15 protein-coding genes and 2 pseudogenes are annotated in these 22,328 nt (G+C 67.7%); 9 read left to right on the top strand and 8 right to left on the bottom strand.

What is annotated here, in order from left to right; genetic code table 11:
* Window positions 1–30: 30 nt before the first annotated feature.
* From APZ15_RS25370 to APZ15_RS25360, 3 genes are read right to left on the bottom strand one after another with little or no spacing between them, the layout of a single operon-like run.
* A complete protein-coding gene (locus tag APZ15_RS25370) occupies window positions 31–708 on the bottom strand; it encodes a DUF3304 domain-containing protein (RefSeq protein WP_027790106.1) in 678 nt (225 codons plus the stop codon).
* Window positions 709–764: 56 nt separating this feature from the next.
* The gene (locus APZ15_RS25365; RefSeq protein WP_027790107.1) at window positions 765–1,670 is read right to left on the bottom strand and encodes a DUF4123 domain-containing protein; all 906 of its coding nucleotides are present in this window, start codon (window positions 1,668–1,670) and stop codon (window positions 765–767) included.
* A 13-nt stretch (window positions 1,671–1,683) separates the two neighbouring features.
* The gene (locus APZ15_RS25360) at window positions 1,684–4,188 is read right to left on the bottom strand and encodes a type VI secretion system Vgr family protein (protein ID WP_027790108.1); all 2,505 of its coding nucleotides are present in this window, start codon (window positions 4,186–4,188) and stop codon (window positions 1,684–1,686) included.
* Between the two features lie 355 nt (window positions 4,189–4,543).
* Between APZ15_RS25360 and APZ15_RS25355 the strand changes: the two genes are divergently transcribed.
* The 4 genes from APZ15_RS25355 to APZ15_RS25340 all read left to right on the top strand — a co-directional run bounded on the left by APZ15_RS25355 (window position 4,544) and on the right by APZ15_RS25340 (window position 9,395).
* Complete coding sequence (locus APZ15_RS25355; RefSeq protein ID WP_027790109.1) at window positions 4,544–5,491, top strand: aldo/keto reductase; 948 nt, start codon at window positions 4,544–4,546, stop codon at window positions 5,489–5,491.
* Between the two features lie 220 nt (window positions 5,492–5,711).
* Window positions 5,712–6,500, top strand: a complete 789-nt coding sequence (locus APZ15_RS25350; protein ID WP_034195991.1) for a hypothetical protein — start codon at window positions 5,712–5,714, stop codon at window positions 6,498–6,500.
* 203 nt (window positions 6,501–6,703) lie between these two features.
* Window positions 6,704–7,684: a helix-turn-helix domain-containing protein gene (locus APZ15_RS25345; protein WP_027790110.1), complete on the top strand. Its 981-nt coding sequence runs from the start codon at window positions 6,704–6,706 to the stop codon at window positions 7,682–7,684.
* A 145-nt stretch (window positions 7,685–7,829) separates the two neighbouring features.
* Window positions 7,830–9,395: a GMC family oxidoreductase gene (locus APZ15_RS25340; protein WP_027790111.1), complete on the top strand. Its 1,566-nt coding sequence runs from the start codon at window positions 7,830–7,832 to the stop codon at window positions 9,393–9,395.
* 93 nt (window positions 9,396–9,488) lie between these two features.
* On the opposite strand, the gene APZ15_RS25335 is transcribed toward APZ15_RS25340, so the two are convergent.
* Window positions 9,489–10,469 carry a helix-turn-helix domain-containing protein gene (locus APZ15_RS25335; protein ID WP_027790112.1) on the bottom strand — a complete coding sequence of 327 codons (981 nt, stop codon included), beginning with the start codon at window positions 10,467–10,469 and terminating at the stop codon, window positions 9,489–9,491.
* Window positions 10,470–10,653: 184 nt separating this feature from the next.
* Here APZ15_RS25335 and APZ15_RS25330 point away from each other — a divergent pair, with 184 nt between their 5' ends.
* The 5 genes from APZ15_RS25330 to APZ15_RS25310 all read left to right on the top strand — a co-directional run bounded on the left by APZ15_RS25330 (window position 10,654) and on the right by APZ15_RS25310 (window position 15,573).
* Window positions 10,654–11,187 carry a 2,4'-dihydroxyacetophenone dioxygenase family protein gene (locus tag APZ15_RS25330; protein WP_027790113.1) on the top strand — a complete coding sequence of 178 codons (534 nt, stop codon included), beginning with the start codon at window positions 10,654–10,656 and terminating at the stop codon, window positions 11,185–11,187.
* Window positions 11,188–11,205: 18 nt separating this feature from the next.
* Window positions 11,206–12,510, top strand: coding sequence for an MFS transporter (locus tag APZ15_RS25325; RefSeq protein WP_027790114.1), 1,305 nt, complete (start codon window positions 11,206–11,208; stop codon window positions 12,508–12,510).
* A gap of 1 nt (window position 12,511) precedes the next feature.
* Window positions 12,512–13,633: a 2,3-butanediol dehydrogenase gene (locus APZ15_RS25320; protein WP_027790115.1), complete on the top strand. Its 1,122-nt coding sequence runs from the start codon at window positions 12,512–12,514 to the stop codon at window positions 13,631–13,633.
* Window positions 13,611–14,333: an SDR family NAD(P)-dependent oxidoreductase gene (locus APZ15_RS25315; RefSeq protein WP_027790116.1), complete on the top strand. Its 723-nt coding sequence runs from the start codon at window positions 13,611–13,613 to the stop codon at window positions 14,331–14,333. Before APZ15_RS25320 ends, APZ15_RS25315 begins: the two co-directional genes overlap by 23 nt.
* 148 nt (window positions 14,334–14,481) lie before the next feature.
* Window positions 14,482–15,573 (top strand): porin, encoded by a 1,092-nt coding sequence (locus tag APZ15_RS25310; RefSeq protein WP_027790117.1) that lies wholly within the window; start codon window positions 14,482–14,484, stop codon window positions 15,571–15,573.
* A 300-nt stretch (window positions 15,574–15,873) separates the two neighbouring features.
* Here the strand turns inward: APZ15_RS25310 and ansP are convergent, their stop codons facing one another.
* The 4 genes and pseudogenes from ansP to APZ15_RS25290 all read right to left on the bottom strand — a co-directional run bounded on the left by ansP (window position 15,874) and on the right by APZ15_RS25290 (window position 21,867).
* Entirely contained in the window at window positions 15,874–17,364 is a 1,491-nt protein-coding gene (ansP, locus tag APZ15_RS25300; RefSeq protein WP_027790119.1) for an L-asparagine permease, read from the bottom strand.
* 346 nt (window positions 17,365–17,710) lie between these two features.
* Window positions 17,711–18,015 (bottom strand): annotated as a pseudogene (locus APZ15_RS39800) (YcaO-like family protein); the annotation flags it as partial.
* Window positions 17,951–20,869: pseudogene (locus APZ15_RS25295) on the bottom strand (TOMM system kinase/cyclase fusion protein); the annotation flags it as partial. The pseudogenes APZ15_RS39800 and APZ15_RS25295, both read right to left, overlap by 65 nt.
* Window positions 20,866–21,867: an FHA domain-containing protein gene (locus APZ15_RS25290; protein WP_027790120.1), complete on the bottom strand. Its 1,002-nt coding sequence runs from the start codon at window positions 21,865–21,867 to the stop codon at window positions 20,866–20,868. The gene APZ15_RS25290 and the pseudogene APZ15_RS25295, both read right to left, overlap by 4 nt.
* Window positions 21,868–22,328: the final 461 nt, after the last annotated feature.

Genomic DNA, 22,328 nt, shown 5'->3' with positions numbered 1-22,328 from the left:
TTCGCTCCTGTTTCGGCAATGTGCCCAGCGTCAGTTCCATTGGGCCGGCTTCTTGCGCCCATAGAACGGATTGGGAATTTCCTTCAGGCAGGCACGACCGGTCAGCTTGCGCTGCTCGTCGCGCATTGAAAGCGCCACCTTCGGGACTGGGCCATCGACGTGGAAGTCCATATCACCTTCCACACGGCCATCGGGGAAGAAGTGCAACACGATACCGCCGCTCTTGCCCTTCACGGGCGGGCGCGTGATCGTGATCTCGCCTTCACACCATGCCATCCCGGGTCGGGTTTCTCGATGCGTGTACTCGTCGTAATCGGGGGACGAGGCTTCCAATGCGCGCTTGTCGACCACGCGCTCCCACCACACTTTGAACTTGCGAGGCGTGGTCCATCGCAAATCCCATGCGAGGCTCGGTCTTTGCCCGCCGCCGCCTGTCCAGCGTGTCGCGCTCCGCGGCGTCGCGCTCTTCCCATCGGCGCTCGCCGCATCGTCGAGGCTGTTCTTGTCCGGCGGCAGGAGGTAAACGCCGTAGATATCGTAATCCGTATAGTTGAAAGACCCCGCCGTTATGACGTCGTAATTCGGGTCATTCCACTTGCTCGCGTCGCCGGGGGCCAGGCTTTCCTTTTCAGCATCGCCCGTGGTTTTGCTGCACGCAGCCGTGGAAAAGACCATCACGGACAGCAAGCTGATCCAGCAGCGGTTCATATTGAACTTCCTTCTCTTCCAGTCGATTTCATTCGAGTCGCGTCGCGCACGCGCCATCACGCGGCCGCTTCCTGCATTCGCCGCCAGTCTTCCGCCGGCACCAGCGCCAGTGCCTCCGGAAACGCCTGCCCCTGCGCCACCGCGTCGAACACGGCGGCCATCGCCGGATCCTCGTCGAAGCGCGCGCCGTACCGCAACGCCAGTTCGCAATAGATCAGCAGCGACGCCGCGCTGTCGGCGCCGTGCGCGCGGCAGCGCGCCAGTTGATCGCGCACGAAGCCGTAGTGCTGTGCGGCCGGCAACGACGCGAGCAGCGCGGGCTTTTCGGTACGCAGCCGCTCGAGCATCGTGTACGGATAGCAGGCGGCGAGCAGATCGTCTTCCTGAGCCTGGGTCAACTGCAGCGGAAATTCGGCGGCCTGCCTGACGTTGGCGGGCGCGGCGATGTCCGCCGTCCGGAGCTGCAGCGAGGTATCGCGGTGAATCCAGTGCCGCACGCCCTGCGCCAGATACGCGCGATGCGCGGCGGGCAGCATGTCGAGCCAGAACGGCAGCACGCGCGGATCGAAGAAGCGCATCAGCATCACGCTCTCCATCTGCTCGAGCTGGACGTCCACCATCGGCGCCAGATGCGCGGCCAGTCGCTCGAGCGACAGCGGCGACACGAGCACGCTCGCTGCCGGCCACGGAATGCTGCGCGGCTCGATCGCGTCCGCGGCATCGGCACCGTCGGCGTCGGGCTGCCATTCGAACAGCAGCGGCCCGACGATTCTCGCCTCGTCGTCGGCGGCGTCGTCGAGCAGCGAGGCCGCGACGAACGCGGGCCACGACGCCTTGTCATCGTCCGGCAAGGTATCGAGCAATGCGCCATCGATCAGGACGTAAGCGCGCAGCCCGTCCTGCGACGACAGCGCCGCCTGCAACGCGTCGGCCGCCTGCGCGGCAATCAGGTCATTCGTCATGCGCTGCCCTGCCTCACGCCTTGGCCGCGAACGGCGACGCCATCGATGCCGCGTTGACCATGCACGGCGCGCACGCCGTGCCCGGGAACGCGCGCGCGGGCACCGGCAGGCTGTCCGGCCCGATGAACGTATGCGACGCGGCATGCGCGGTGAATTCGCCCTTGGTCCCGTGGACGATGCCGCTGCCGTTCCAGCGCGTATAGCTGGTGCCGCCGTTGATCAGGACTTCTTCCTTCGCGGTGATGGTGATGCGGTTCGCATCGACCTTCACGTCCAGCTTGGCCAGCACGTTGATGCTGTCCTTCAGCGCCTGGATGTCGATGTCGGCGGCGGCGGCCACGAGCCGGATGCCTTTTTCGAACGCGGCGACGCGCACGGCCTCCTGCGCGCTGACCAGCATGCTCTTGCCCGCGCCGATGCTCGTATGGGCGCCGCTCGTCAACGCGACGTGCTGGTCGCTCGCGACATGGGTCGACCCCGTCGTCGTGGCCAGGATCCCGGCCGGGCTGGCGAGCGCGAGAAACGGCTGCGCGAACTCCGGAAACTCGCCTTGCTGAGGATTGCCGCCGGTGCCTCTCAGGCCGTCGTTCTGCGTGCGGAGCGCCTGATGGACGGCATCCTGGTCGCCGGACTCCTGCGCCTTCACGTCGTGCGCGGAACCCGACAACGATTCGTGCAGGTCGTGCGCCTTGTCGAGGCGCGCGACGGTTTCGTCGATGTCCGTCGCATGGGCGCGCGCGTCGTAGCGCGCTTCGCTGGTCACCAACAGGCCCTTGGCCGCCCGAACCGCACCGTGCGCGTCGGTCCGCAACTCGAACCCGCGCGCGCGCTGATCGGTGCGCCCCTGCGTATTGTCGATGCGGACGTTGTGTCCCAGGGTCAGTTCGCTGGCGTCGGTATCGCTGCGCAGCTTCAACTGGAGCTGCTGCGGCGTGTCGTCGAGCAGCACGTGGTTCGAGCGGCCGCCCGCCGCGTTACCGGCGTCGCCCGACAGCTCGCGGCTGCGCAGCCCCGTCAACACCTGCTGGTCGGGCAGCGCCCATGGCGGCATCCGTTCCGCGTTGTATGTGGTACCCGCCACGATCGGCCGGTCGGGATTGCCGTCGAGGCACATCACGACCACCTCGCTGCCCACGCGGGGATGCGCGATCATGCCCTTCTCGCCGCCGGCCCAGCCGGCAGCCACGCGAATCCGTGCGCTGGTCTGCGCTGCACGATCCCAGTGGTAGACGATGCAGACCCGACCGTATTCGTCGACGTCAACGCTGCCGGCGCCCTTCGCGCCCGCGACGGTCGCGGTTTGCGGCGCCAGCACGCGCACGGGTTCGCTGTTGAAGCCACGGCCCGGGCGCCAGGGCGTATGCCGATGGCCCGCGACGAAGCGGTTGCGATACTCGGGCTTGCCGTCCGCCTGCAGGTAGTTGTTCGCTGCTTCGTGACGGGCTTCGAGAATCAGGTACTCGTGATCCTGCGGGCTGCCCGACGCCGCGCTGAAGTGATCGGACAGCTGGAACCAGCGTCCGGGCAGGATGCCGTGATGGTTGCCGGCCGCGTCGAAACGCGTCGCGGCCGCCTCGATCTCCTCCATCCGCACGCGTGCGAGCGCATCGCCGGCGCGCGTCTGTTTCGCGAAACCGTAGTGCCCCACGTATTCGTGATGCTCGACCTGCGGCGCGACGCCCGGCGGATGCAGCGTCGGAATCTGCGCATTGGCCGCATGCGGCGCCTTGAAATCGAACGCGGTCGCGCTGTAACTGCCGGCGGACAGCAACCGCACCGCGGACCATTGCGAAATGGCGTCGGCGGCCATCGGACCGTCGTGCGTCTGGAAACGGATCACGGGCGAGCGACCGTCGACGGCCGGGCACTGCACCGTGCTGTCGTCGCCGACGATCAGCTTCAGGCCTTTCTCGTCGTGCTCCCACCAGTACAGGCACCCGACGGCTTCCAGATGGCGGACGATGTAGTTCCAGTCGCTTTCGCCGAGCCCACCGCCCTGGACGTTCATCGTGCGCGCGGGATCGTCGCCGCGCACGCGCCACTCCCACGACGGCGCGAGCCCCTGGTAATCGGCGAGCAGCGTGCCGATCTGCTGCTGAAGCGATTGGCCGAGGAACAGGCGGTTGTTCACGCGGGTCCGCAGGAAATGGCTCCACGGGCGCAGCACCGCGCGATATTCCGCAATCGAATCGTCGTTGCGGACCAGCGAAAACTCGGTGCAGTAACCGGTGAAATAACGCAGGCCGCCATCGGGGCGCACCATCGACACCGCGAGCAGCTTGCCCAGCATGTCGTCCAGCGTGACGCCGGCCTCGCCGGACAGCAGCGTCAGTTCGAACGTGAAGTCGATCCCGAGCCCCTCGTGCGCGACGAGCCGCTCGACAACCAGCCGCGCCGGACGATGCCGGCCGTACGAGTCGGTGACCGAAGGCGCGTCGTCGTGGGGGAAAGACAGCGTGAGCAAGCGCTTGTCTTGCAGGAAAAACGGAGGGCGAATAAATGCTGCAAGGTCAGCCATGACCGCCTCAGAATGATCTTTCGTTCGAATGGCAGCGGCGCGCTGCCTCCCTATTTTTGGGATGAAAGGATATCGTAGAGCGCGACCAGCGACAACGCTGACACGACCCGGTAATTTCTTCGCCTCTCGAAAGAAATCGGTAACAAATACAATATCTTGCGGCGTACCGGGCGACGCTCGAACGGATGGCGCATCCATGATGATGCCGCTTGATCCGGCATCCCGACACACGGCCTCCGAACACGTCGGTTTGCGTGCTGCAGGAGGAACCTCGTGCTGCGCTTCGCCGTCTCAACGCGACCGGCTTCATCTCCCGCAGTCCAATCCCCTAATCCCGCAGCACCCGGAGAGAAACATGGCACACCGCCCCCTCGGCACATCGAACATCCAGGTTTCGCCGCTCGCGTTCGGCGGCAACGTCTTCGGCTGGACCGTCGACGAGAACACGTCGTTTGCGCTGCTCGACGCGCTCGCCGACACCGGCATCAACTTCATCGACACGGCCGATGTCTACTCGGCCTGGGCCCCCGGCAACAGCGGCGGCGAGTCGGAAACGATCATCGGCAAGTGGCTCAAGCGTTCCGGCAAGCGCGAACAGGTCGTGATCTCGACCAAGGTCGGCCTGCTGGCCGCGCGCGCGGGGCTGACGAAAGACAACATCCTGAAAGCCGCCGACGATTCGCTGCGCCGCCTGCAGACCGACTACATCGACCTGTATTTCTCGCACAGCGATCTCGCCGACACGGCCCCGCTCGAGGAAACGCTCGGCGCGTATCAAACGCTGATCGAAGCGGGCAAGGTGCGCATCATCGGCGCATCGAACTACAGCGGCGCGCGGCTGCGCGAAGCCGCCGACATCAGCCAGCGCGACGGCCTGCCCGCGTACCAGGTCATCCAGCCCGAATACAACCTGCTCGATCGCGCCGACTACGAACGCGATCTCGAACCGGTCGTGCGCGACCTGAAGCTCGGTGTCGTCAATTACTACGCGCTCGCGAGCGGCTTCCTGTCGGGCAAGTACCGCAGCGAGGCCGACCTGAAGAAGAGCGTGCGCGGCGACCGCGTCGCCGGCTACCTGAATGAACGCGGGCTGCGCATCCTCGCGGCACTCGATGCGGTAGCCGCGAAACACGGCACGCAGCCGGCCGCGATCGCGCTCGCCTGGCAGATCGCGCGGCCGACGATCACCGCACCAATCGCGAGCGCGACATCGCTGGCGCAGCTGGAATCGCTCGGCGACGCGATCCGCGTCACACTCGATCAGGACGACATCCGCCGGATCGACGAGGCCAGCGCGGCCTGAAGTCGTCGGCAGCGGGCCAGTCGATCGGATCGCGCGGCCTGCGCGGTTCCGCGACCGGCGCGTGTCGCGTGCGCGCCCTTGTCACCGCCTGCGCGGAGGCAGGGCATTCGGGTGAGGCGGATGGATACAATGGCGGCGCACGGGCGGCCCGCCGCACGGCTCGACACGGCCGGACCGAAATCCGTGACGCCCGGACCCACACCACGCACAAAAAACGCCCATGCCCCGGAACACCCGTCGCGCCCGCTACGCCTGCCCGTTCGCCGCCATGCTCGCCGTGCCGCTCGCCTGCGCGCCGGCCGCGTCTTATGCAGGCTGGTACGAGGTCGTCAACTACACCGGCACGATCGGCACCGCGCCGGTCCACATATCGCTGCAGACCTACGACGCAATCAACCGCAACGACGCGGGCCGCTGGCGCGTCGACGGCAGCTACTACTACGACATGCATCGCAAGCCGATCCCGTTGCAGGGCCGCCGTGAGCCCGATGGCCGCATGACGCTGTGCGAAGCATCGCCGCCGGCATCGAACGCCGACTCGCCGGTCGTGCCCGCCGCATCGCCGTCGCGGCCGAAGCCCTGCCCGATCGCGCTGAACGTCGCCGGTCAAACGGCAACCGGCACCTGGGACGACGGCCGCAAGACATTACCCGTCACGCTGAATGAAGTCGGGCGACTGAACGACAACGATCAGGATCACGTCCGGCTCGACGGCACCGTCGACATTCCGATGTGGTATCGCACGAAGACGCACATGCTGGTCGGCGTCTATGCGCTGTCTGACAAGTGCGGCCTCGCGATGCAGTCGCTGCGGGCCGTGAACATCGCGACGGGCCGCATCGACCGCACGATCGCGCTCGACTGCGACGCCGGAATGGTGATGACGTCGATCTACGCGAACGTCGCCGACGCGCGGCGGGCCGGCTACGTCAGTGTCGAGTATCGCGGCGGCAAGATGGGCTACGAGCAGGACGTGTCGCTCGGGCTGCCGTCGTCTTCGAAGAAGTAACCCGGCACGACCTAACCCGAAATCGCACACGTGTCTTGACTCACGCGGCCGCTTCCCTTGACTCGGCCGGACATCGATCGCGCCTGCGCCCGCCATGCCCCGCTGCAAGGGCGTCACGGGCGTGTCCCGGGTCTTTCACGGATTGACCACGCGCTCCGACGTACCCGAGACTGCGCCGCTCAGGCGGTCATCGGGAGAACGTCATGCCGGACACCAGCACGGAGATCGCCACGATCTCGACGCGCGCCGTGCGCGGCCACGAACGCGTCGACTTCTGGGTCGACCATGTCGCGCGCACGCTCGTGCGGATCGAATGCAGCGGCAAGTCGTCGGAAGGCATCGACGCGACGCTGCGCAAGCGCGATCTCGGGCTGTTCGGCGCCTGCGACATCGTCGCGAACCGGCACGCGGTCGTGCGCACGCCGCACAACATCCATGCGGACCAGCGCGATGCCGTGTTCATCTGCCTGATGCACGCAGGGCAAGGCTATACGTTCCAGGACGTCGACTGCATGCAGCACGGGCCCGGCGACCTCGTGCTCTACGACACGTCGATGCCGTACGGTCACGGTTTTCCCGCCGACATGGCGATGACCGTGCTCGACGTGCCGCGCGACGTGTTCGAGGCGCGCGTCGGCCCGTGGCGCTACCGCAGCCTCGTCAAGATCGACCGTGACGACGGCGTCGCATCGTGGGCCGTGCGGCAGGTGTATGCGCTGCTCGCCGCGCCGCAGGAGCCGACGCCCGGTGCGCGCGAACGGCGCGCCGCCGCGATCCTCGATCTCGTGCAGTCGATGCTGCGGCTGCGCGACGGCGACGCGTCGCCGACCAAGTCGACCGTCCACACGCTGTCGCGCGCAAAAGCGTTCATCGACAGCCATCTCGCCGACGACGATCTCGACAGCCAGTCGGTGAGCCGCGCGATCAACCTGTCGCCGCGCCAGCTCGCGCGCGTCTTCGAGATCGAAGGAACGCCGCTCACGCGCTACATCCTTGCGCGGCGGCTCGAACGCTGCCGCGCCGACTTGCGCGACCGGTCGCTGAAGCACCTGACGGTCAGCGAAATCGCGTTCCGCTGGGGCTTCAACAACAGCGCGCACTTCAGCCGCAGCTATCGCGCGCGCTTCGGCGAGACGCCGAGCGAGTCGCGCGCGTCGGCACCGGCGCCGGCCGACGCGCGGTAGCCCGCCACCGTCCACCCGCCGCCCTGTCCCTGCGAGGCAAACACCACGTCCGTCCCGGTCAAACGGGGCCGCATGGCGGCCGCTAAGCTGGCTTCCTGCGCGGCGGCACTCGTTTCGCCGCCCGACAGCAAGGAGAAGAAGCGGGATGGAGACGTACGACCATATCGTCGTCGGCGGTGGCTCGGCCGGCTGCACGGTCGCGCACCGGCTGGTGAAGGCCGGCAGGCGCGTGCTGCTGCTCGAGGACGGCCCGAAGGACGACAGCCTGTTCATCCGGATACCGGCGACGTTCATCCGCGTACTCGGCACGTGCCGCACGGTCACGTTCGAGAGCGAGCCGCAAGCCGGTGCGGCGGGCCGCAAGACCTACGTGCCGCAGGGCCGCACGCTCGGGGGCGGCAGTTCGGTCAACGCGATGCTGTACGTGCGCGGCACGCGCGACGACTACGACGACTGGGCCGCGCTCGGCTGCACGGGCTGGAGCTGGGACGACGTGCTGCCCGTGTTCAGGCGCGCCGAATCGCACCTGCGCCTCTCCGAGCCGTTTCACGGCACCGACGGGCCGCTGAAGGTCGGCGACACGCGCTTCAGGCATCCGTTGAGCCTCGCCTTCGTGAAAGCCGCGCAGGAAACCGGCATCGCCTACAACGACGATTTCAACGGCGCCGCGCAACAGGGCGTCGGGTTCTACCACACGACGATCTTCGACGGCCGGCGCGGCAGTACCGCGGCCACCTATCTCGCCGACGCGCTGCGGCATCCGAACCTGCGCGTGCTGACCGGCTGCCGCGTGACGCGCATCCTGTTCGACGGCCGGCGTGCGACCGGCGTCGAATGGCGGACGGCAAGCGGCGCGACGGGTTCGGCCGCCGCGCGCGCCGACGTCGTGCTCGCAGCCGGTGCGCTGAGCACGCCGAAGCTGCTGATGCTGTCGGGCATCGGGCCCGGCGCGCACCTGCACACGCACGGCATCGACGTGCTGCACGACAGCCGCGACGTCGGCGCGAATTACCAGGATCATCTCGAAGTCTCGATCTACGGCCGCAGCCACGCGCCCGTGAGCCTGCTGGGCGAGGATCGCGGGCTGAAGGCATTGCGGCACGGGCTGCAGTGGATGCTGTGCCGCACGGGCCTGCTGACGTCGAACGTCGTCGAATCCGGCGCGTTCGTCGACACGACCGGCAGCGGCCGCGCCGACATCCAGTTCCACGTGCTGCCGACGCTCGTCGGCGACGTCGATCGCGAGCCGCTGCCCGGCCACGGCCTGTCGATCAACCCGTGCCTGCTCAGGCCGCGCTCGCGCGGCTCGGTGCAACTGCGCGGCAACGATCCGGCCGCGCCGATCCTGTTCGACAGCGGCGCGCTGTCCGACCCGGCCGATGTCGACGGTCTCGTGCGCGGCGTCGCGCTCGCGCGGCGGATCATCCGCGCGCCGTCGCTCGCGCGCATCGTGCGCGAAGCCGAGACGCTGGCCGATACGGCACTCGCCGACTACGTGCGGCGCCGCGCGAAAACCGTCTATCACCCGGCCGGCACCTGCCGCATGGGCAACGACGAACACGCGGTCGTGACGCCGCGCCTCTCGGTGCAGGGCGTCGACGGCCTGCGAATCTGCGATGCGTCGGTGATGCCGCGGATCGTGTCCGGCAACACGAACGCGCCGACGATCATGATCGCGGAGCGCTGCGCCGAATTCATGCTGGCGGAATGACGCGACGCGGCGCATCTGCGCCGTCGTTCGCTGCAACCAAAAAAACGGCGCGTGGGACACGCGCCGCCGCTCCATCCACATCGGCTGCCGGTATCAGCGGCCGGCCGCGTGCGCCGCGTCGCGCAACGCCATCGGCGACGCGCCGTAGCGCTCGCGAATCGCCCGGCTGAAGTGCGCCTGGCTCGAGAAACCCCAGCGAAACGCGATCTCGCCGATGCTCGTCTTGCGCAGCCGCGCATCGGTCAGCTCGCGATGCGCGTGCGCCAGCCGCTCCGACCAGATGTGCTGCGTGATCGACTCGCCTTCGGCCGCAAAGAGCCGGCTCAGGTGGCGCAGCGACAGCCCGACCGCGTCGGCAACCGCCTGCGGCCCGAGCTCCGGGTCGCCCAGGTGCGTCGCGACGTACTGCTTCGCGGTCAGCAGGTACGACAGCGACGCGCGCGACGCGCCCGCGCCGTTCACTTCGGCGTCGACGAGTTCCGCGATCAGCGTGCGCGTGTACTCGGCGAATCGCGCGGCATCGCGCTCGACCGGGTCCTTCATGAACCGCTCGACACTCGCGCGCAACGTCGCGCCGAGCATCGCGCCCGCGCCCGGCTTCGGCGCGATCCGCAGCGGCAGCGCCGCCAGTTCCGCATCGAGCCGGTCGTCGAGCGTCGTGACCGGGATATCGATCAGCAACTGCCGCATCGGTGTCAGGAATCCGAACAGATAAGGCACACGCGTGTCGTAGACGACGACATCGCCGGCTTCCGCGAGCAGGCACCGGTCGTGCTGGATGAAATACGCACGCCCGCTCAGGATCTGGCACGCGAACAACGACTCCTTCGGCAACTGGCGCACCAGCGCGGGGCTGCGTTCGATCACGTGATCCTGGCCGCTGATGTCGGCGATGCCGAGGCCCGGCAGCGCGATGTCGGTCTTCTCGACCTCGAGCCCGGCCGGCGACAGCGACGAGCAGCGCAGGCCGACCAGCGTCTCTGCATTGAATGCGTCCCAGTACGCCATCCGGTCGCGCACCGGCACGTCGGCCGTCGAGCCTCGCGTGCGTGAAAAAACGGTCGAATTCGTCACGTCGCCTCCTGCTGGCGCCCGTCGTGCGGAGCGCCATGCAATGCGAAATTGGGGGATGGATCGTTTAAACGTCGTGCGGTGCGATGTCCGGCCCGATCAAGCAATTCGTCCAGCCCAGTCAAGAGCGGCGCGCACCTGCTGGCTAAAGTCGAGCCCACGACATCCAAACACAAGGAGACGAACCGTGGTCGACCAAGCCGTAGCCGAATTCTGGCAAAACATCCCGCCGATTGCCAATCCGTTCAAGCCCGATGCGCTTCCGGAAGCCTACATCGCGAACGCGGCCACCGACGACGAGCGCTATTACGTTCCGTTCACCGAAACGGTTTCGTCGCGGCCGCTGTGGATCTCGCCGTCGCAGAACAAATGGTGCGACATCCTGATGGCGAAGGAAGCCGGGCTCGTGAACCGGCACTATCACCCGCACGAGGTGTTCGCTTACACGCTGTCGGGCAAGTGGGGTTACCTGGAGCACGAATGGACCGCGACGCGCGGCGATTTCGTCTACGAGACGCCGGGCGAGGGCCACACGCTCGTCGCATTCGATCACCCCGAGCCGATGCGCGCGTTCTTCATCGTCAAGGGGCCGCTGATCTGGCTCGACGACGAAGGCCAACCCGACGGCTACTTCGACGTGCACTCGTACATCGCGATGTGCAAGGCGCACTACGAGAAGGTCGGCCTCGGCGCGCAAACGATCGAGAAGCTGTTCCGCTGACGCGCGGCGAGGCTCACCATGACATCCCCTTCCTCCTCCAGGCCCGCCTGGACGTACGAGAACAGGCTGCTGCTGATCCTGTTCATGACGTTCGGCTTCGTGTTCTTCGACCGCCTCGCGCTGTCGTTCCTGTTCCCGTTCATGTCCGCCGAGCTGCACCTGACGAATGCGCAGCTCGGCATGGTGTCGTCCGCGCTCGCGCTCACGTGGGCGCTGTCGGGCGCCGCGACCGGCGCGTGGTCCGACGCGCGCGGCACGCGCAAGCCGCTGCTGATCGCCGCCGTGATCGGCTTTTCCGTGTGCTCGGCACTGTCGGGGCTCGTCGGCGGTTTCGCGAGCCTGATCGCGTTCCGCGCGCTGATGGGCATCGCCGAAGGCCCGGTGCTGCCGCTCTCGCAGTCGCTGATGGTCGAGAGTTCGACGCCGAGCCGCCGCGGGCTGAACATGGGCCTGCTGCAAGGCTCCGCCGCCGGCCTGCTCGGCGCGATGATCGGCCCGCCGGTCGTGATCGGCATCGCGACCGCGCACGGCTGGCGCCACGCGTTCTTCGTATCGTGCATTCCCGGCTTCCTGATCGCGTTCTGCATCTGGCGCTGGGTGCGCGAGGTGCCGCCCGGCGGCGCACGGCATGCGCAGGCCGACACCGTCGGCGCACCGGCCGCGGGCGGCGCGGCGATCAGCCGCTGGGCGCTGCTGAAGGAACGCAACATCCTGCTTTGCGTGCTGATCAGCTGCTTCTTCCTCACGTGGTTCATCGTGATCATCTCGTTCGCGCCGGTGTTCCTCGTCGACAGCCGCCACCTGTCCCCTGCCGACATGGGCGTCGTGATGACCTGCCTCGGCGCCGCGTGGGTGTTCTGGGGTTTCGCGGTGCCCGCGATCTCCGACCGGATCGGCCGCAAGCCGACGATGATCGTGTTCGCGCTGGTCGCCGCCGCGTGCCCCGTCGCGATGATTCACGCGAATTCGCTGTGGGCGCTCTGCGCGCTCGTGCTCGCGACCTACACGGGCCTCGGCTGTTTCACGCTGTTCATGGCGACGATCCCGGCGGAAACGGTGCCGCCGCGCGCGATCGCCAGCGCGCTCGGGCTGATCATGGGCGCCGGCGAGCTGATTGGCGGCTTCGTCGCGCCGACCGTCGCCGGCTTCGCCGCGGACAAGTACGGCCTGCAGTTCGCGATGTGGACGTCGGCCACCGGCGCGATCCTCGCGTGCGTGCTGTCGTTCGGCCTCGTCGAAACCGCGCCCGCCGTGCTGCGCAAGCGCGCGCTCGCCGGCACGGCCGCGAACCGTCTCGATACACAGAACCTCGGAGGACGCTGACATGCGTGCACTTCAATGGCATGGCCCGCGCGACGTCCGTCTCGTGGAAATCGATACGCCGCGCCCCGGGCCGGGCGAGGTGCGCATCGCGGTCGCGTATTGCGGCATCTGCGGCAGCGACCTGCACGAATACGCGGACGGCCCGCACGCGATTCCGGTCGACACGCCGCATCCGCTGTCGCGCCGTACCGCGCCGCTGACGCTCGGCCACGAATTCTGCGGCACCGTCGTCGAAGTCGGCGAAGGCGTGACGACGCTGAATCCGGGCGATTGTGTCGCCGTCGAGCCCGAATATCGCTGCCACCAGTGCGCGTACTGCCGCTCGGGGTCGTACAACCTGTGCGTGTCGATGGGCTTTGCCGGGCTGATGGGCGACGGCGGGATGGCCGACTTCGCGGTCGTGCCCGCCTACATGCTGCACCGGCTGCCCGACGGCGTGAGTCTCGAGCAGGCCGCCGTGATGGAACCCGCGGCCGTCGCGCTGCACGCGCTGCGCCGCGCCGAGCTCCGGCTCGGCGACACGTGCGCGGTATTCGGGCTCGGGCCGATCGGCCTGCTGCTGATCCAGCTCGCGAAGCTGCAGGGTGCGACGACCCTCGTCGCGGTCGACGTGTCGACCGAGCGCCTCGCGGCCGCCGCGCGCTTCGGCGCGACGCACACGTTCAATGCGCGCACGCTCGACGCGTCCGTGCTGCGCGACGCGATCCACGAGGCATCGGGCGGGCTCGGCGTCGACGCGAGCTTCGAGGCGGCCGGCTTGCCGGCCACGTTCGAAGCGGCGATGCAGGCGCTGCGCAAGGGCGGCCGCGTCGTGATGGTCGGCCTGATGCCGCAGGCGGGCTTCGACGCGTTCCGCGCGGTCAACGACGAGCTGACCTTCACGGCGAGCGTCGGCTACCGGCATGCGTACGAGGACCTGCTGCGCATCGTCGCATCGGGCGCGCTCGATCTCACGTCGATCGTCACGCGCACCGTGTCGCTGGAGGACGCCGTCGCCGACGGCTTCGACGCGCTGCTCGCCGATCGCACGCAGATCAAGATCCTGGTTTCCCCCGCGCAGCGGCATGCGCGCTCCACCCACGCCGTCGAGAGTGTCGAACATGAGTCGCCAGTGGTTATTTGAGGGAAGGACCGTCGCGGTAACCGGCGGTACATCGGGCATCGGCGCAAGCACGGCGTGGCGTTTCGCGGAAGCCGGCGCATCGGTCGTTGCGCTCGGGCTCGACGCTACCGGCCCGCACGCGCCGGTGCATCCGCGCGTCCGGTGCATGGAACTGGACGTGACAGACAGCGACGCACTGACGCGCACGATCGCCGCTTTGCCGCGGCTCGACGTGCTCGTCAACGGCGTCGGCATCAGCCGGCACGCCGACGAATACCGGATGGACCAGTTCGAACTCGTGCTGAACGTGAACCTGACGTCGGTGATGCGCGCCTCCGACGCCGCGTTGCCGGCGTTGTCCGTACAAGGCGGCAGTATCGTCAACGTCGCATCGATGTATACGTACTTCGGCAGCAAGGACCGCCCCGCGTACAGCGCGAGCAAGGGCGGCATCGCGCAGCTCACGCGCTCGCTCGCGCAGGCGTGGGCCGATCGCGGCATCCGCGTGAACGCGGTCGCGCCCGGCTGGATCGACACGCCGCTCAGCAGCGGCCTGATGGCCGACACGCAGGCGTCACGACGCATCCTCGAACGCACGCCGCTCGGGCGCTGGGGCACGGCCAACGAAGTCGCGGACGTGATCCTGTTCCTGTGCTCGCCCGCCGCGTCGTTCGTGACAGGTGCGGTCGTGCCGGTCGACGGCGGGTATTCGACGGTCTAGCGCGCGCTCGACAGGCATCGGCCACACACCGGTTCGCTCCGGTTGCCACCGAACCGGGAATCGCCCGGCTCGGGTTTTATTCATATCAATCAGTAGTCCAATTAAAAATATCCGGCCTGACCGGAAACATGTGAGGAGCACATTGGAGATGGCGAAAAAGACCCTTCTGGCGCTCGCGGCATGCGCCCTTCCCGCCGTGTCGTTCGCGCAGAGCAGCGTGACGATGTTCGGGCTGATGGATGCCGGCATCAGCTACGTCAGCAACGAAGGCGGCCACGGCAACGCGAAGTTCGACGACAACATCTTCTTTCCGAACCTGCTCGGTTTCGAAGGCAAGGAGGATCTCGGCGCGGGCACGCGCGCGATCTTCCGGCTCGTGAACCAGTATTCGCTCGGCAACGGCTCGATCATCGGCGGCGGCTTGTTCGCGCGGCAGGCCTACGTCGGGCTGGAGAACGATCATTACGGCAAGCTCACGCTCGGCAACCAGTACGAGTTCATGGTCGATGCGCTCGCCGCCGGCGGCAACGAGATCGCGCAGGATCTCGTCGGCCTGTACGGCTTTCGCAACGGGCCGTTCGACAAGCTCGCCTTGCCGAACAACCCCACCGGCGCGTTCGACTGGGATCGCGTCGCGGGCAGCAATCGCGTCGCGAATTCCGTCAAGTACACGAGCCCGTCGCTGTCGGGCCTGACCTTCGGCGCGCTGTACGGTTTCGGGAACGTCGCGGGGTCGGTCGGTGCGAACAACACGGTCAGCGTCGGCGCGAGCTACGACAACGGCCCGTTCGGCGCGGGCGCGGCCTATACGAACCAGAAATACGGCGCGTCGGCGGGGCTCCCGCCGACCAGCGTGCGCAACTGGGGCGCGGGCGTGCACTACACACTCGGCACGGTCACGGGGAAGGCGCTCGTGACGACCGTACGGAACTCGGCGAACGGCGCGGGCGCGTGGTCGGCGGAAGCCGGCGCGTCGTGGCATCCGTCGCCCGCGTGGGTGGTCGGCGCGAGCTACACCTACATGAAAGGCAACGACACGCTCGACAATGCGCACGCGCACCAGTTCCTGGCGGCCGTCCAGTACTGGCTGTCGAAGCGCACGATGGTGTACGTGGCGGGCGTGCATCAGCGCGCGAACCACGGCAGCAACGCGCAGATCAACGGCGTGATGGACGCGAACGGCGCATCGAGCGGCGCACTGCAGTCGATCGCGCGGGTCGGATTCAGTACGCGGTTCTGACACGCGCGGCGGCCGGCCGCGCAACCCGCGTGGCCGGCCCGAAGCTTTCGTTGCGGCACACGCTCGGCTGCAACGACTTCGGTACGACGACGGTCGGCTTCACGTAGAAACCGTCGCGCGCATCACGGCCGCGCCCCCGGCCTGTCGCCCGACCGGCCGGCAAGCGCATCGAACGTATCGAGGCGCACGCGCCGCAACCGACCATACGCCGCAGAACCGGATCCGGGCATACCGGCTGCAAGCAAATTTGAGCGGGCGCGCCGCAACCGGGCCGGCGGCCGCGCCTTGTCGCGCATCCCGTCAGTCGCCGTCCTTCTCGAGCACGTTCTGCGTGAGCGCGACCGACGGAATCGTCGGCTTGAGCGACGCGCGGTGCGCGCGGCCGCTCAGCCACTTCCAGCCGGCCACGAGCAACAGCGCGACGAGCGGGATCGACGCGATCGTCCACGTGCCGTTCGGATAGTCGAATGCCATCAGGACCAGCACGCCGAGCAGGAACAGCAGCGTCAGCCATGACGTCACGGGCGCGCCGGGCATCCTGAACGACACGTCGTCCACCTCGCCGCGCGCGACCGCCGCGCGGAACTTCATCTGGCACACGACGATGAATGCCCACGTGCTGATGATGCCGAGCGACGCGATGTTCAGCACGATCTCGAACACGCTCGACGGCACCAGGTAGTTGAGCAGCACGCCGACCACGTAGATCGCGACCGTCACGAGAATGCCCGCGTACGGCACGGATTGCCCGCTCATCCTGCCGAGGAACGCCGGGGCCGAGCCGCCCATTGCGAGCGAACGCAGCACGCGCCCGGTCGAATACAGTCCCGAGTTGAGACTCGACAGTGCCGCGGTCAAGACCACCAGGTTCATCACCGAACCGATGCCGGGCACGCCGAGCGCGCCGAAAAACGTGACGAACGGGCTCTGGCCCGCCTTGTACGCACTCCACGGCAGCAGGCAGACCAGCAGGACCACCGACGCGACGTAGAAGATCGCGATGCGCCAGATCACGTTGTTGATCGCGCGCGGCAACACCTTGCGCGCGTCCTTGCATTCGCCGGCGGCGGTGCCGACCAGTTCGACGCCCGCGAACGCGAACACCACGCCCTGCACCAGCACCAGCGCCGGCATCAGCCCGTGCGGGAAGAACCCGCCGTTGTCGGTGATCAGGTGCATGCCCGTGTCATGGCCGGCGACGTGCCCGCCGGTGCCGAGGATCACGCTGCCGATCACGAGAAACAGCACGATCGCGGCGACCTTGATCAACGCAAACCAGAATTCCATCTCGGCGAACCACTTCACGCCGATCAGGTTCATCGTCGCGACGATGCACAGTGCGGCGAGCGCGAAGATCCACTGCGGCACGCCCGAAAACGGCGCCCAGTAATGCATGTAGAGCGCGACCGCGGTGATGTCGACGATGCCGGTCATCGCCCAGTTCAGGAAATACATCCATCCGGCGACGAACGACGCTTTCTCGCCCAGGAATTCGCGCGCATACGACACGAAGCTGCCGCTGCTCGGGCGATGCATCACGAGCTCGCCGAGCGCGCGCAGGATCAGGAAGGAAAACACGCCGCACACCAGATAGACGATCGCGAGCGACGGCCCGGCGGCCTGCAGGCGCGCGCCCGCGCCGAGGAACAGGCCGGTACCGATGGCGCCGCCGATCGCGATCATCTGCACCTGTCGATTGCCGAGGGTCTTGTGATAGCCGGCCTCGTGGGATTCGAGCCAGTTCCGTTTGCTGGTGTCGCCGGTCGGCGCGGGTTCGGGAATCGATGCCATGACTGCATCCTCGTGTGCTTGCGTGATCTCGTTCGGACCGTACCGCGATCCGGGCCCGTCGGCGCCTGCGGCCGTGCGACGCGCCATCACGCCGCGCATCGAGGCCGCTGCGCGCCGGACATGGCGCGCGGCACCGTCAACCGCGAACGTATGCAGCCGTAATTCCGTTCACAAACGCTATGCAAATTTCGACTGTCCCGGCATCGAATCGCGCATGCGACATGGATGGAAAGCATTTTGAAATACGTCAGGATTTCGAAAGACGAAAGCGGGAGCACGAGATGAAACTACACCTCGACCGACGTCGCGCCCGGAACCCGGCTCCGCTGGCGGACGACCGGTCAAGTCACGGAAACAGCCGTGCCGGATTCAACTCGGCTTCGCTGCGTGGCCGGGCGCACCACCCAAGATCCACCGGCACCGGGTAAAGCCGTCGTGCACCAAAACGCGGCCAGAGATGACACAGCGCCCCTCCGCCTCGACATCGAACAACTGATTGATTTCGGTCAGCGCGCGCTGCACCGCGATTCGGCCATCCGGACGGGAGCCGAAGCCGATCGAAAAGCGCCCGTCCTGCGGATTTTCCGCCGGCGCGGCCACCGTCGGCACCTCGAGATCGGTGGTGATGTCGAGCGCCCGCAAACGCCCCCCGCACACCCGCGCGCGCGAAGTGCTCCGCGACGCCAGACGCGTGCGCACCGGCGCCGCGGCCGGCTTACGCCACCCGCGCGCGGCCGACGCGTGCCTGGTTGCCGCGCCGCAGGTCGGGCGGCATCGACGCATACGCCGCATCGCGAATCAACGCATGGCGGAACGAATAGACCACGCGATCGCGCCGATGTTGCGCGTACAGGATCCGTTCCTCGAGCAGCAACTGCAGGTGCGCGTCGAGCGTCGCGCGATCATGCGGCGAAGCCGCGACGAGCAGTTGCGCATCCACCTCGAGCCCGATCGTCGCGGCGAGCTGCGCGGTGTCGCGCGCGTCGTCGATCCGGTCGAACGCTCGACCGAGCATCCCGCCGAGACTGAGCGGAAGCGGACGGGGATCCGTCGTCAGCAGCCCGGCGAGCGTGCCGTCCGCGCCGCCCATCGTCAGCTCGCGCGCGACGGCCTCGATGAACAGCGGAATGCCCGCCGTGCGCCGGGCGAGCGGGTCGAGCCAGAGCGGATCGAGCTCGCCAGGGCCCAGGCATGCCGACATCAGGCGCTGCGCGTCGTCGCGCGGCAGGCGGCGCAACACCAGGCGTTCGGTCGCGCCGCGCCAGCGCGCGAGCTGGTCGGGGCGCGACGTGAGCACGATGCCGAGCGCCGCCGCGCGCGGCGAACGCCGCAGGTACGCAAGAAAATCCTCGGTCGAGCGGTCGATCCACTGGACATCGTCGACGACGAACAACACCGGCGCGCCATTGCCGAGCGACACGATCAGCTGCTCGAGGATGTCGAACAATGCGTGTCGTTCGCGCGCACTCGACCATGGGACCCTCGACCCTTCGCAAGGCACCCCCAGCCAGGTCGCGAGTGCGACACGGGCCGCCGCGTGATCGCATTCGAGCGGCGCGATCATGGTGTCGATCGCCGCGAGCGCGAGATCCGCCGGGTCGTCGGCGTCGATATGCCAATGCGCGGCGATGAATCGCAGGATCGGAAACAGTGCGTGATTCTCCCGCTCGGGCAGGCACCCGCAATACGCGCAGGCAGAACCCTCGCCCCGGACGGCCTCGCACAACTCGTGGACGAGGCGCGATTTGCCGAGCCCCGCGTCGCCGACGACCAGCCGCGGCACACCGTGCGGCGCAGGCTCGCCGCGCATCACGCGACGATGTCGTGCGAGCGTCTCCTGCCACGCGCGCAGGAGCACGTCGAGTTCGCGCGCGCGGCCGATCATCGGTGCCCACATGCCGGCGTCGAGCGAATCGAACGGCGTATCGGCGCGCCGCTCGCCGAGCAATTCGTGAACCGGCTGCGGCACGAGGCCCGCCCGCGCGAGCCGCAACGGGGTCGGCCGACAGTCCGCATGCCGTTCGAGCGCCAGCCGCGCATCGTCACTGATCAGAATCTGTCCGGGCCCGGCAAGCCGCAGCAGCCGCGCAGCCGCGGCAGGCGTCGATACGCCCGACATATGCGACGCATGGGCGAGAACCTGCCCGACGTGAATCGCGGCGGCCACTTCGACGCGCCAGCTTGCACCACCGGCTTCGCCGCCGGCCGCCGCAGGCACCGGCAGCCGTGCGCGCCCGGCCACCCGCACCATGTCGAGTGCCGCGCGCGCCGCGCGGCGCGCCGGCCAATCGATGTCGCCTTGCAGGCCGAAATGGAACAGCAGCGTGTCGCCGAGCCGTGCGTCGACCTGCGCGCCGTAACCGACGGCGATATCCGCGCACTTCGTCTGCCATTGCTCCTCGTAGCCGTCGAGCAAGGCGTCGTGATCGACCCCGGCGTGGCGTCGCCGGCCTTCTCCGGTGATCGTCACACAACAGCACAACGTGGTGATCTGACGGTACCCGCCCGCCGTTGCGATCGGCTCGCCGTACGGCGCGAACGGGCGCGGATGCGTCGGCCCGCTTGCGCGGCCGGCATCGAAACGGCCGACGAGCGCCGCGAAGTTGAGCGTGCGGAACGCTTCCGCGAGTTCGTCGGCCGACGCGGCGCGCTGCTCCGGATTCTTGCTCAGCGCGCGCCGCAATACCGCGCCGAGCGGATGCGATGCGATCGGCGGAGGGAACGCGACATTCGCCGGGCTGAGCTGCTGATAGAGAATGTCGGCCACGCTCGCACCGCGCATGACGACCTCGCCCGTCAGGCATTCGATCACGACCAGGCCCCACGCATACAGGTCGCTTCCTGGCGTCGGCGGCTCGTTGCGCAATTGCTCGGGCGCGCAATAGGACGCCGAGCCAAGCACCTCGGTCGCCAGCGTCAGGGTCTGGCGCCCGATGTCCTCCGCGCCGGGCAGCAACGCACCGATGCCGAAATCGAGGAGCTTCGCGTGCGGCCCGTCATCGGCCATCGCGATCACGATGTTCTGCGGCTTCAGGTCCCGATGCACGATGCCCCTGCGATGCGCGGCCGCGAGCGCGTCGAGCACCTCCGCCATCAGCCGGCCCGTGTCGACGGCCGACAGCGGCCCCTGTGCCGCGAGCCGGTCGCGCAAGGTCCGGCCCTGCACCAGCTCGAATACGGCGAACAGCCGGCCGTCGGGCGCTTCCCCCTTGTCCAGCAAGGCCACGATGTTCGGGTGCCGCAGCGCCTCGCACAGGCTCGTCTCGCGCTGGAAGCGCGCCCGCTGGCGCGCGCGCTCCGTCGCGGTCCGCGCGGCGTGATCCCGCATCAGCTTGATCGCGACGGCTTGTCCCGTTTCGCAGCAGGTCGCGCGAAACACCACGCCATTGCCGCCTTCGCCGAGCAACGAACCGAGCCGGTAACGCCGCTTGCCGGCCAGTTCCGCAAATGGCGCGAGGGGCGCGCGGGGCACGGCCGGCGCCGAGACCGGTTCTCTCGAGTTCATGAGCAATGGACTACCGGAGCAGGCGCCGGACGATGCACGCCGATACGCGGCTGAGCGGGCGGCACCGACTGGCATTCGAGATGCGCGCCGCGCATGACGCGGAACGGGAAATCGCCGAACCTGACGCTGCCGCGCCGGCGCTCGACGAGCTGGCTCGCGCCCAGCCCCGGCAGGGCCGCGAACTGGCTCCGGGCGCGGTGAATCTGCACGTTGACATGGGACGTATCGATGCCGAGCATGCGCGCCAGCCGGTCGAGTTCGATCCAGCCTTGCGTGGCGGCGTCGTAGCCGGCCTGCATGTCGGCCGAGCGCGCGCGGGCAAGCGTGACGAGACTGTAGTGATGCGCGCGCTCGCCGAGGTCGACCACGCCGCCGCGAACATGCAGCAGCATGCGCACATGCTCTTCGTCCCGGCTGACGAGGAATTCGAGCAGTTGTGCCGGCACGGCCGGATCGGCGGGGGCGGCGAGCCTCATCGTCGAACCATTGCGCGCGAGTGCCAGGCGCCACGTGGCGTCGCCGGTCGATACTTCGTCGCCGTCATGGAGCGCGCGCGGCGGCAACGTGTCGTCGCACAGCCATTCGCCGGCCGGCGACCGGACGATCGTGACCGGCTGCGCGGCGCGTGCGGCCAGGATCTGGCGCGGCGCGAGCACGATCGGATGCGCAGCGCCTCGTATCGGCCACAGCGTATCGGCCGGATCGTCGAGCGCATCGACGCGCCACGGCGCGATGCCGGCCCTGCCGAACCGGATCATGTCACCCGGCTGCAGTACCGCGTGATCGCCGTGGCGTAACGGCACGCCGGACAGCGACGTGCCGTTGCTGCTGTGATCGTGGAGTTCCCACAGCCCGCCCACCCAGCGGATATGGGCGTGAACACGGGACACCGACGCATCCCGGATGACCGTATCGCAACGCGCGGCATCCCGGCCGAACACGTGATACGCGCGGAGCAGGCACGCTTCCCCGGAAGAATCGTTCATGAGTATCGCCATGGCTGCCCCGTATCGAATCCGCCCGGGTCGCTCGAGTGACGCATCGACGCCCAGGCAAACGATTGCTTCAATGAACGCGAACGATGTCGCCCGTTCGCCGCCTCGTTATCCGTTTCTTCGTCAGCTTCCTTTCGGATCGTTGCTCATCCGGCACGTGGTGTTTCGACTGATTGAATGGCCGGCTGCATTGTTGTCTTGAAATCGAGCAACCTGATGAAAATCCTGCCAAATAAAATCATGCATCGCAATCGGAATACTCAACTCTCTCCTTGATATTGCAATGCTTTACATTTTCGGCCGATTTTTAGATCGCATATAAAGGGTCGTAAATTCGAATCACCTCTAGATCCCCGACTGGCTTGTCTGAAACGGACGCAGCCACATTGAATGACGAGGCGAACTTAAATACCTTTGCCAGCGCGGATGTTTTGTTTGATTAAAAGGAAATAAATTAAATAGTT

The organism is Burkholderia cepacia ATCC 25416 (assembly GCF_001411495.1).
Lineage (GTDB): Bacteria > Pseudomonadota > Gammaproteobacteria > Burkholderiales > Burkholderiaceae > Burkholderia > Burkholderia cepacia.
This window is presented reverse-complemented; position numbering and strand designations above follow the sequence as displayed.

Bases quoted from the DNA above. Each gene is read 5' to 3' on its own strand.
- APZ15_RS25370 (WP_027790106.1), bottom strand. From the start codon at position 708: ATGAACCGCTGCTGGATCAGCTTGCTGTCCGTGATGGTCTTTTCCACG.
- APZ15_RS25365 (WP_027790107.1), bottom strand. From the start codon at position 1,670: ATGACGAATGACCTGATTGCCGCGCAGGCGGCCGACGCGTTGCAGGCG.
- APZ15_RS25360 (WP_027790108.1), bottom strand. From the start codon at position 4,188: ATGGCTGACCTTGCAGCATTTATTCGCCCTCCGTTTTTCCTGCAAGAC.
- APZ15_RS25355 (WP_027790109.1), top strand. From the start codon at position 4,544: ATGGCACACCGCCCCCTCGGCACATCGAACATCCAGGTTTCGCCGCTC.
- APZ15_RS25350 (WP_034195991.1), top strand. From the start codon at position 5,712: ATGCCCCGGAACACCCGTCGCGCCCGCTACGCCTGCCCGTTCGCCGCC.
- APZ15_RS25345 (WP_027790110.1), top strand. From the start codon at position 6,704: ATGCCGGACACCAGCACGGAGATCGCCACGATCTCGACGCGCGCCGTG.
- APZ15_RS25340 (WP_027790111.1), top strand. From the start codon at position 7,830: ATGGAGACGTACGACCATATCGTCGTCGGCGGTGGCTCGGCCGGCTGC.
- APZ15_RS25325 (WP_027790114.1), top strand. From the start codon at position 11,206: ATGACATCCCCTTCCTCCTCCAGGCCCGCCTGGACGTACGAGAACAGG.
- APZ15_RS25320 (WP_027790115.1), top strand. From the start codon at position 12,512: ATGCGTGCACTTCAATGGCATGGCCCGCGCGACGTCCGTCTCGTGGAA.
- APZ15_RS25315 (WP_027790116.1), top strand. From the start codon at position 13,611: ATGAGTCGCCAGTGGTTATTTGAGGGAAGGACCGTCGCGGTAACCGGC.
- APZ15_RS25310 (WP_027790117.1), top strand. From the start codon at position 14,482: ATGGCGAAAAAGACCCTTCTGGCGCTCGCGGCATGCGCCCTTCCCGCC.
- ansP (WP_027790119.1), bottom strand. From the start codon at position 17,364: ATGGCATCGATTCCCGAACCCGCGCCGACCGGCGACACCAGCAAACGG.
- APZ15_RS25290 (WP_027790120.1), bottom strand. From the start codon at position 21,867: ATGGCGATACTCATGAACGATTCTTCCGGGGAAGCGTGCCTGCTCCGC.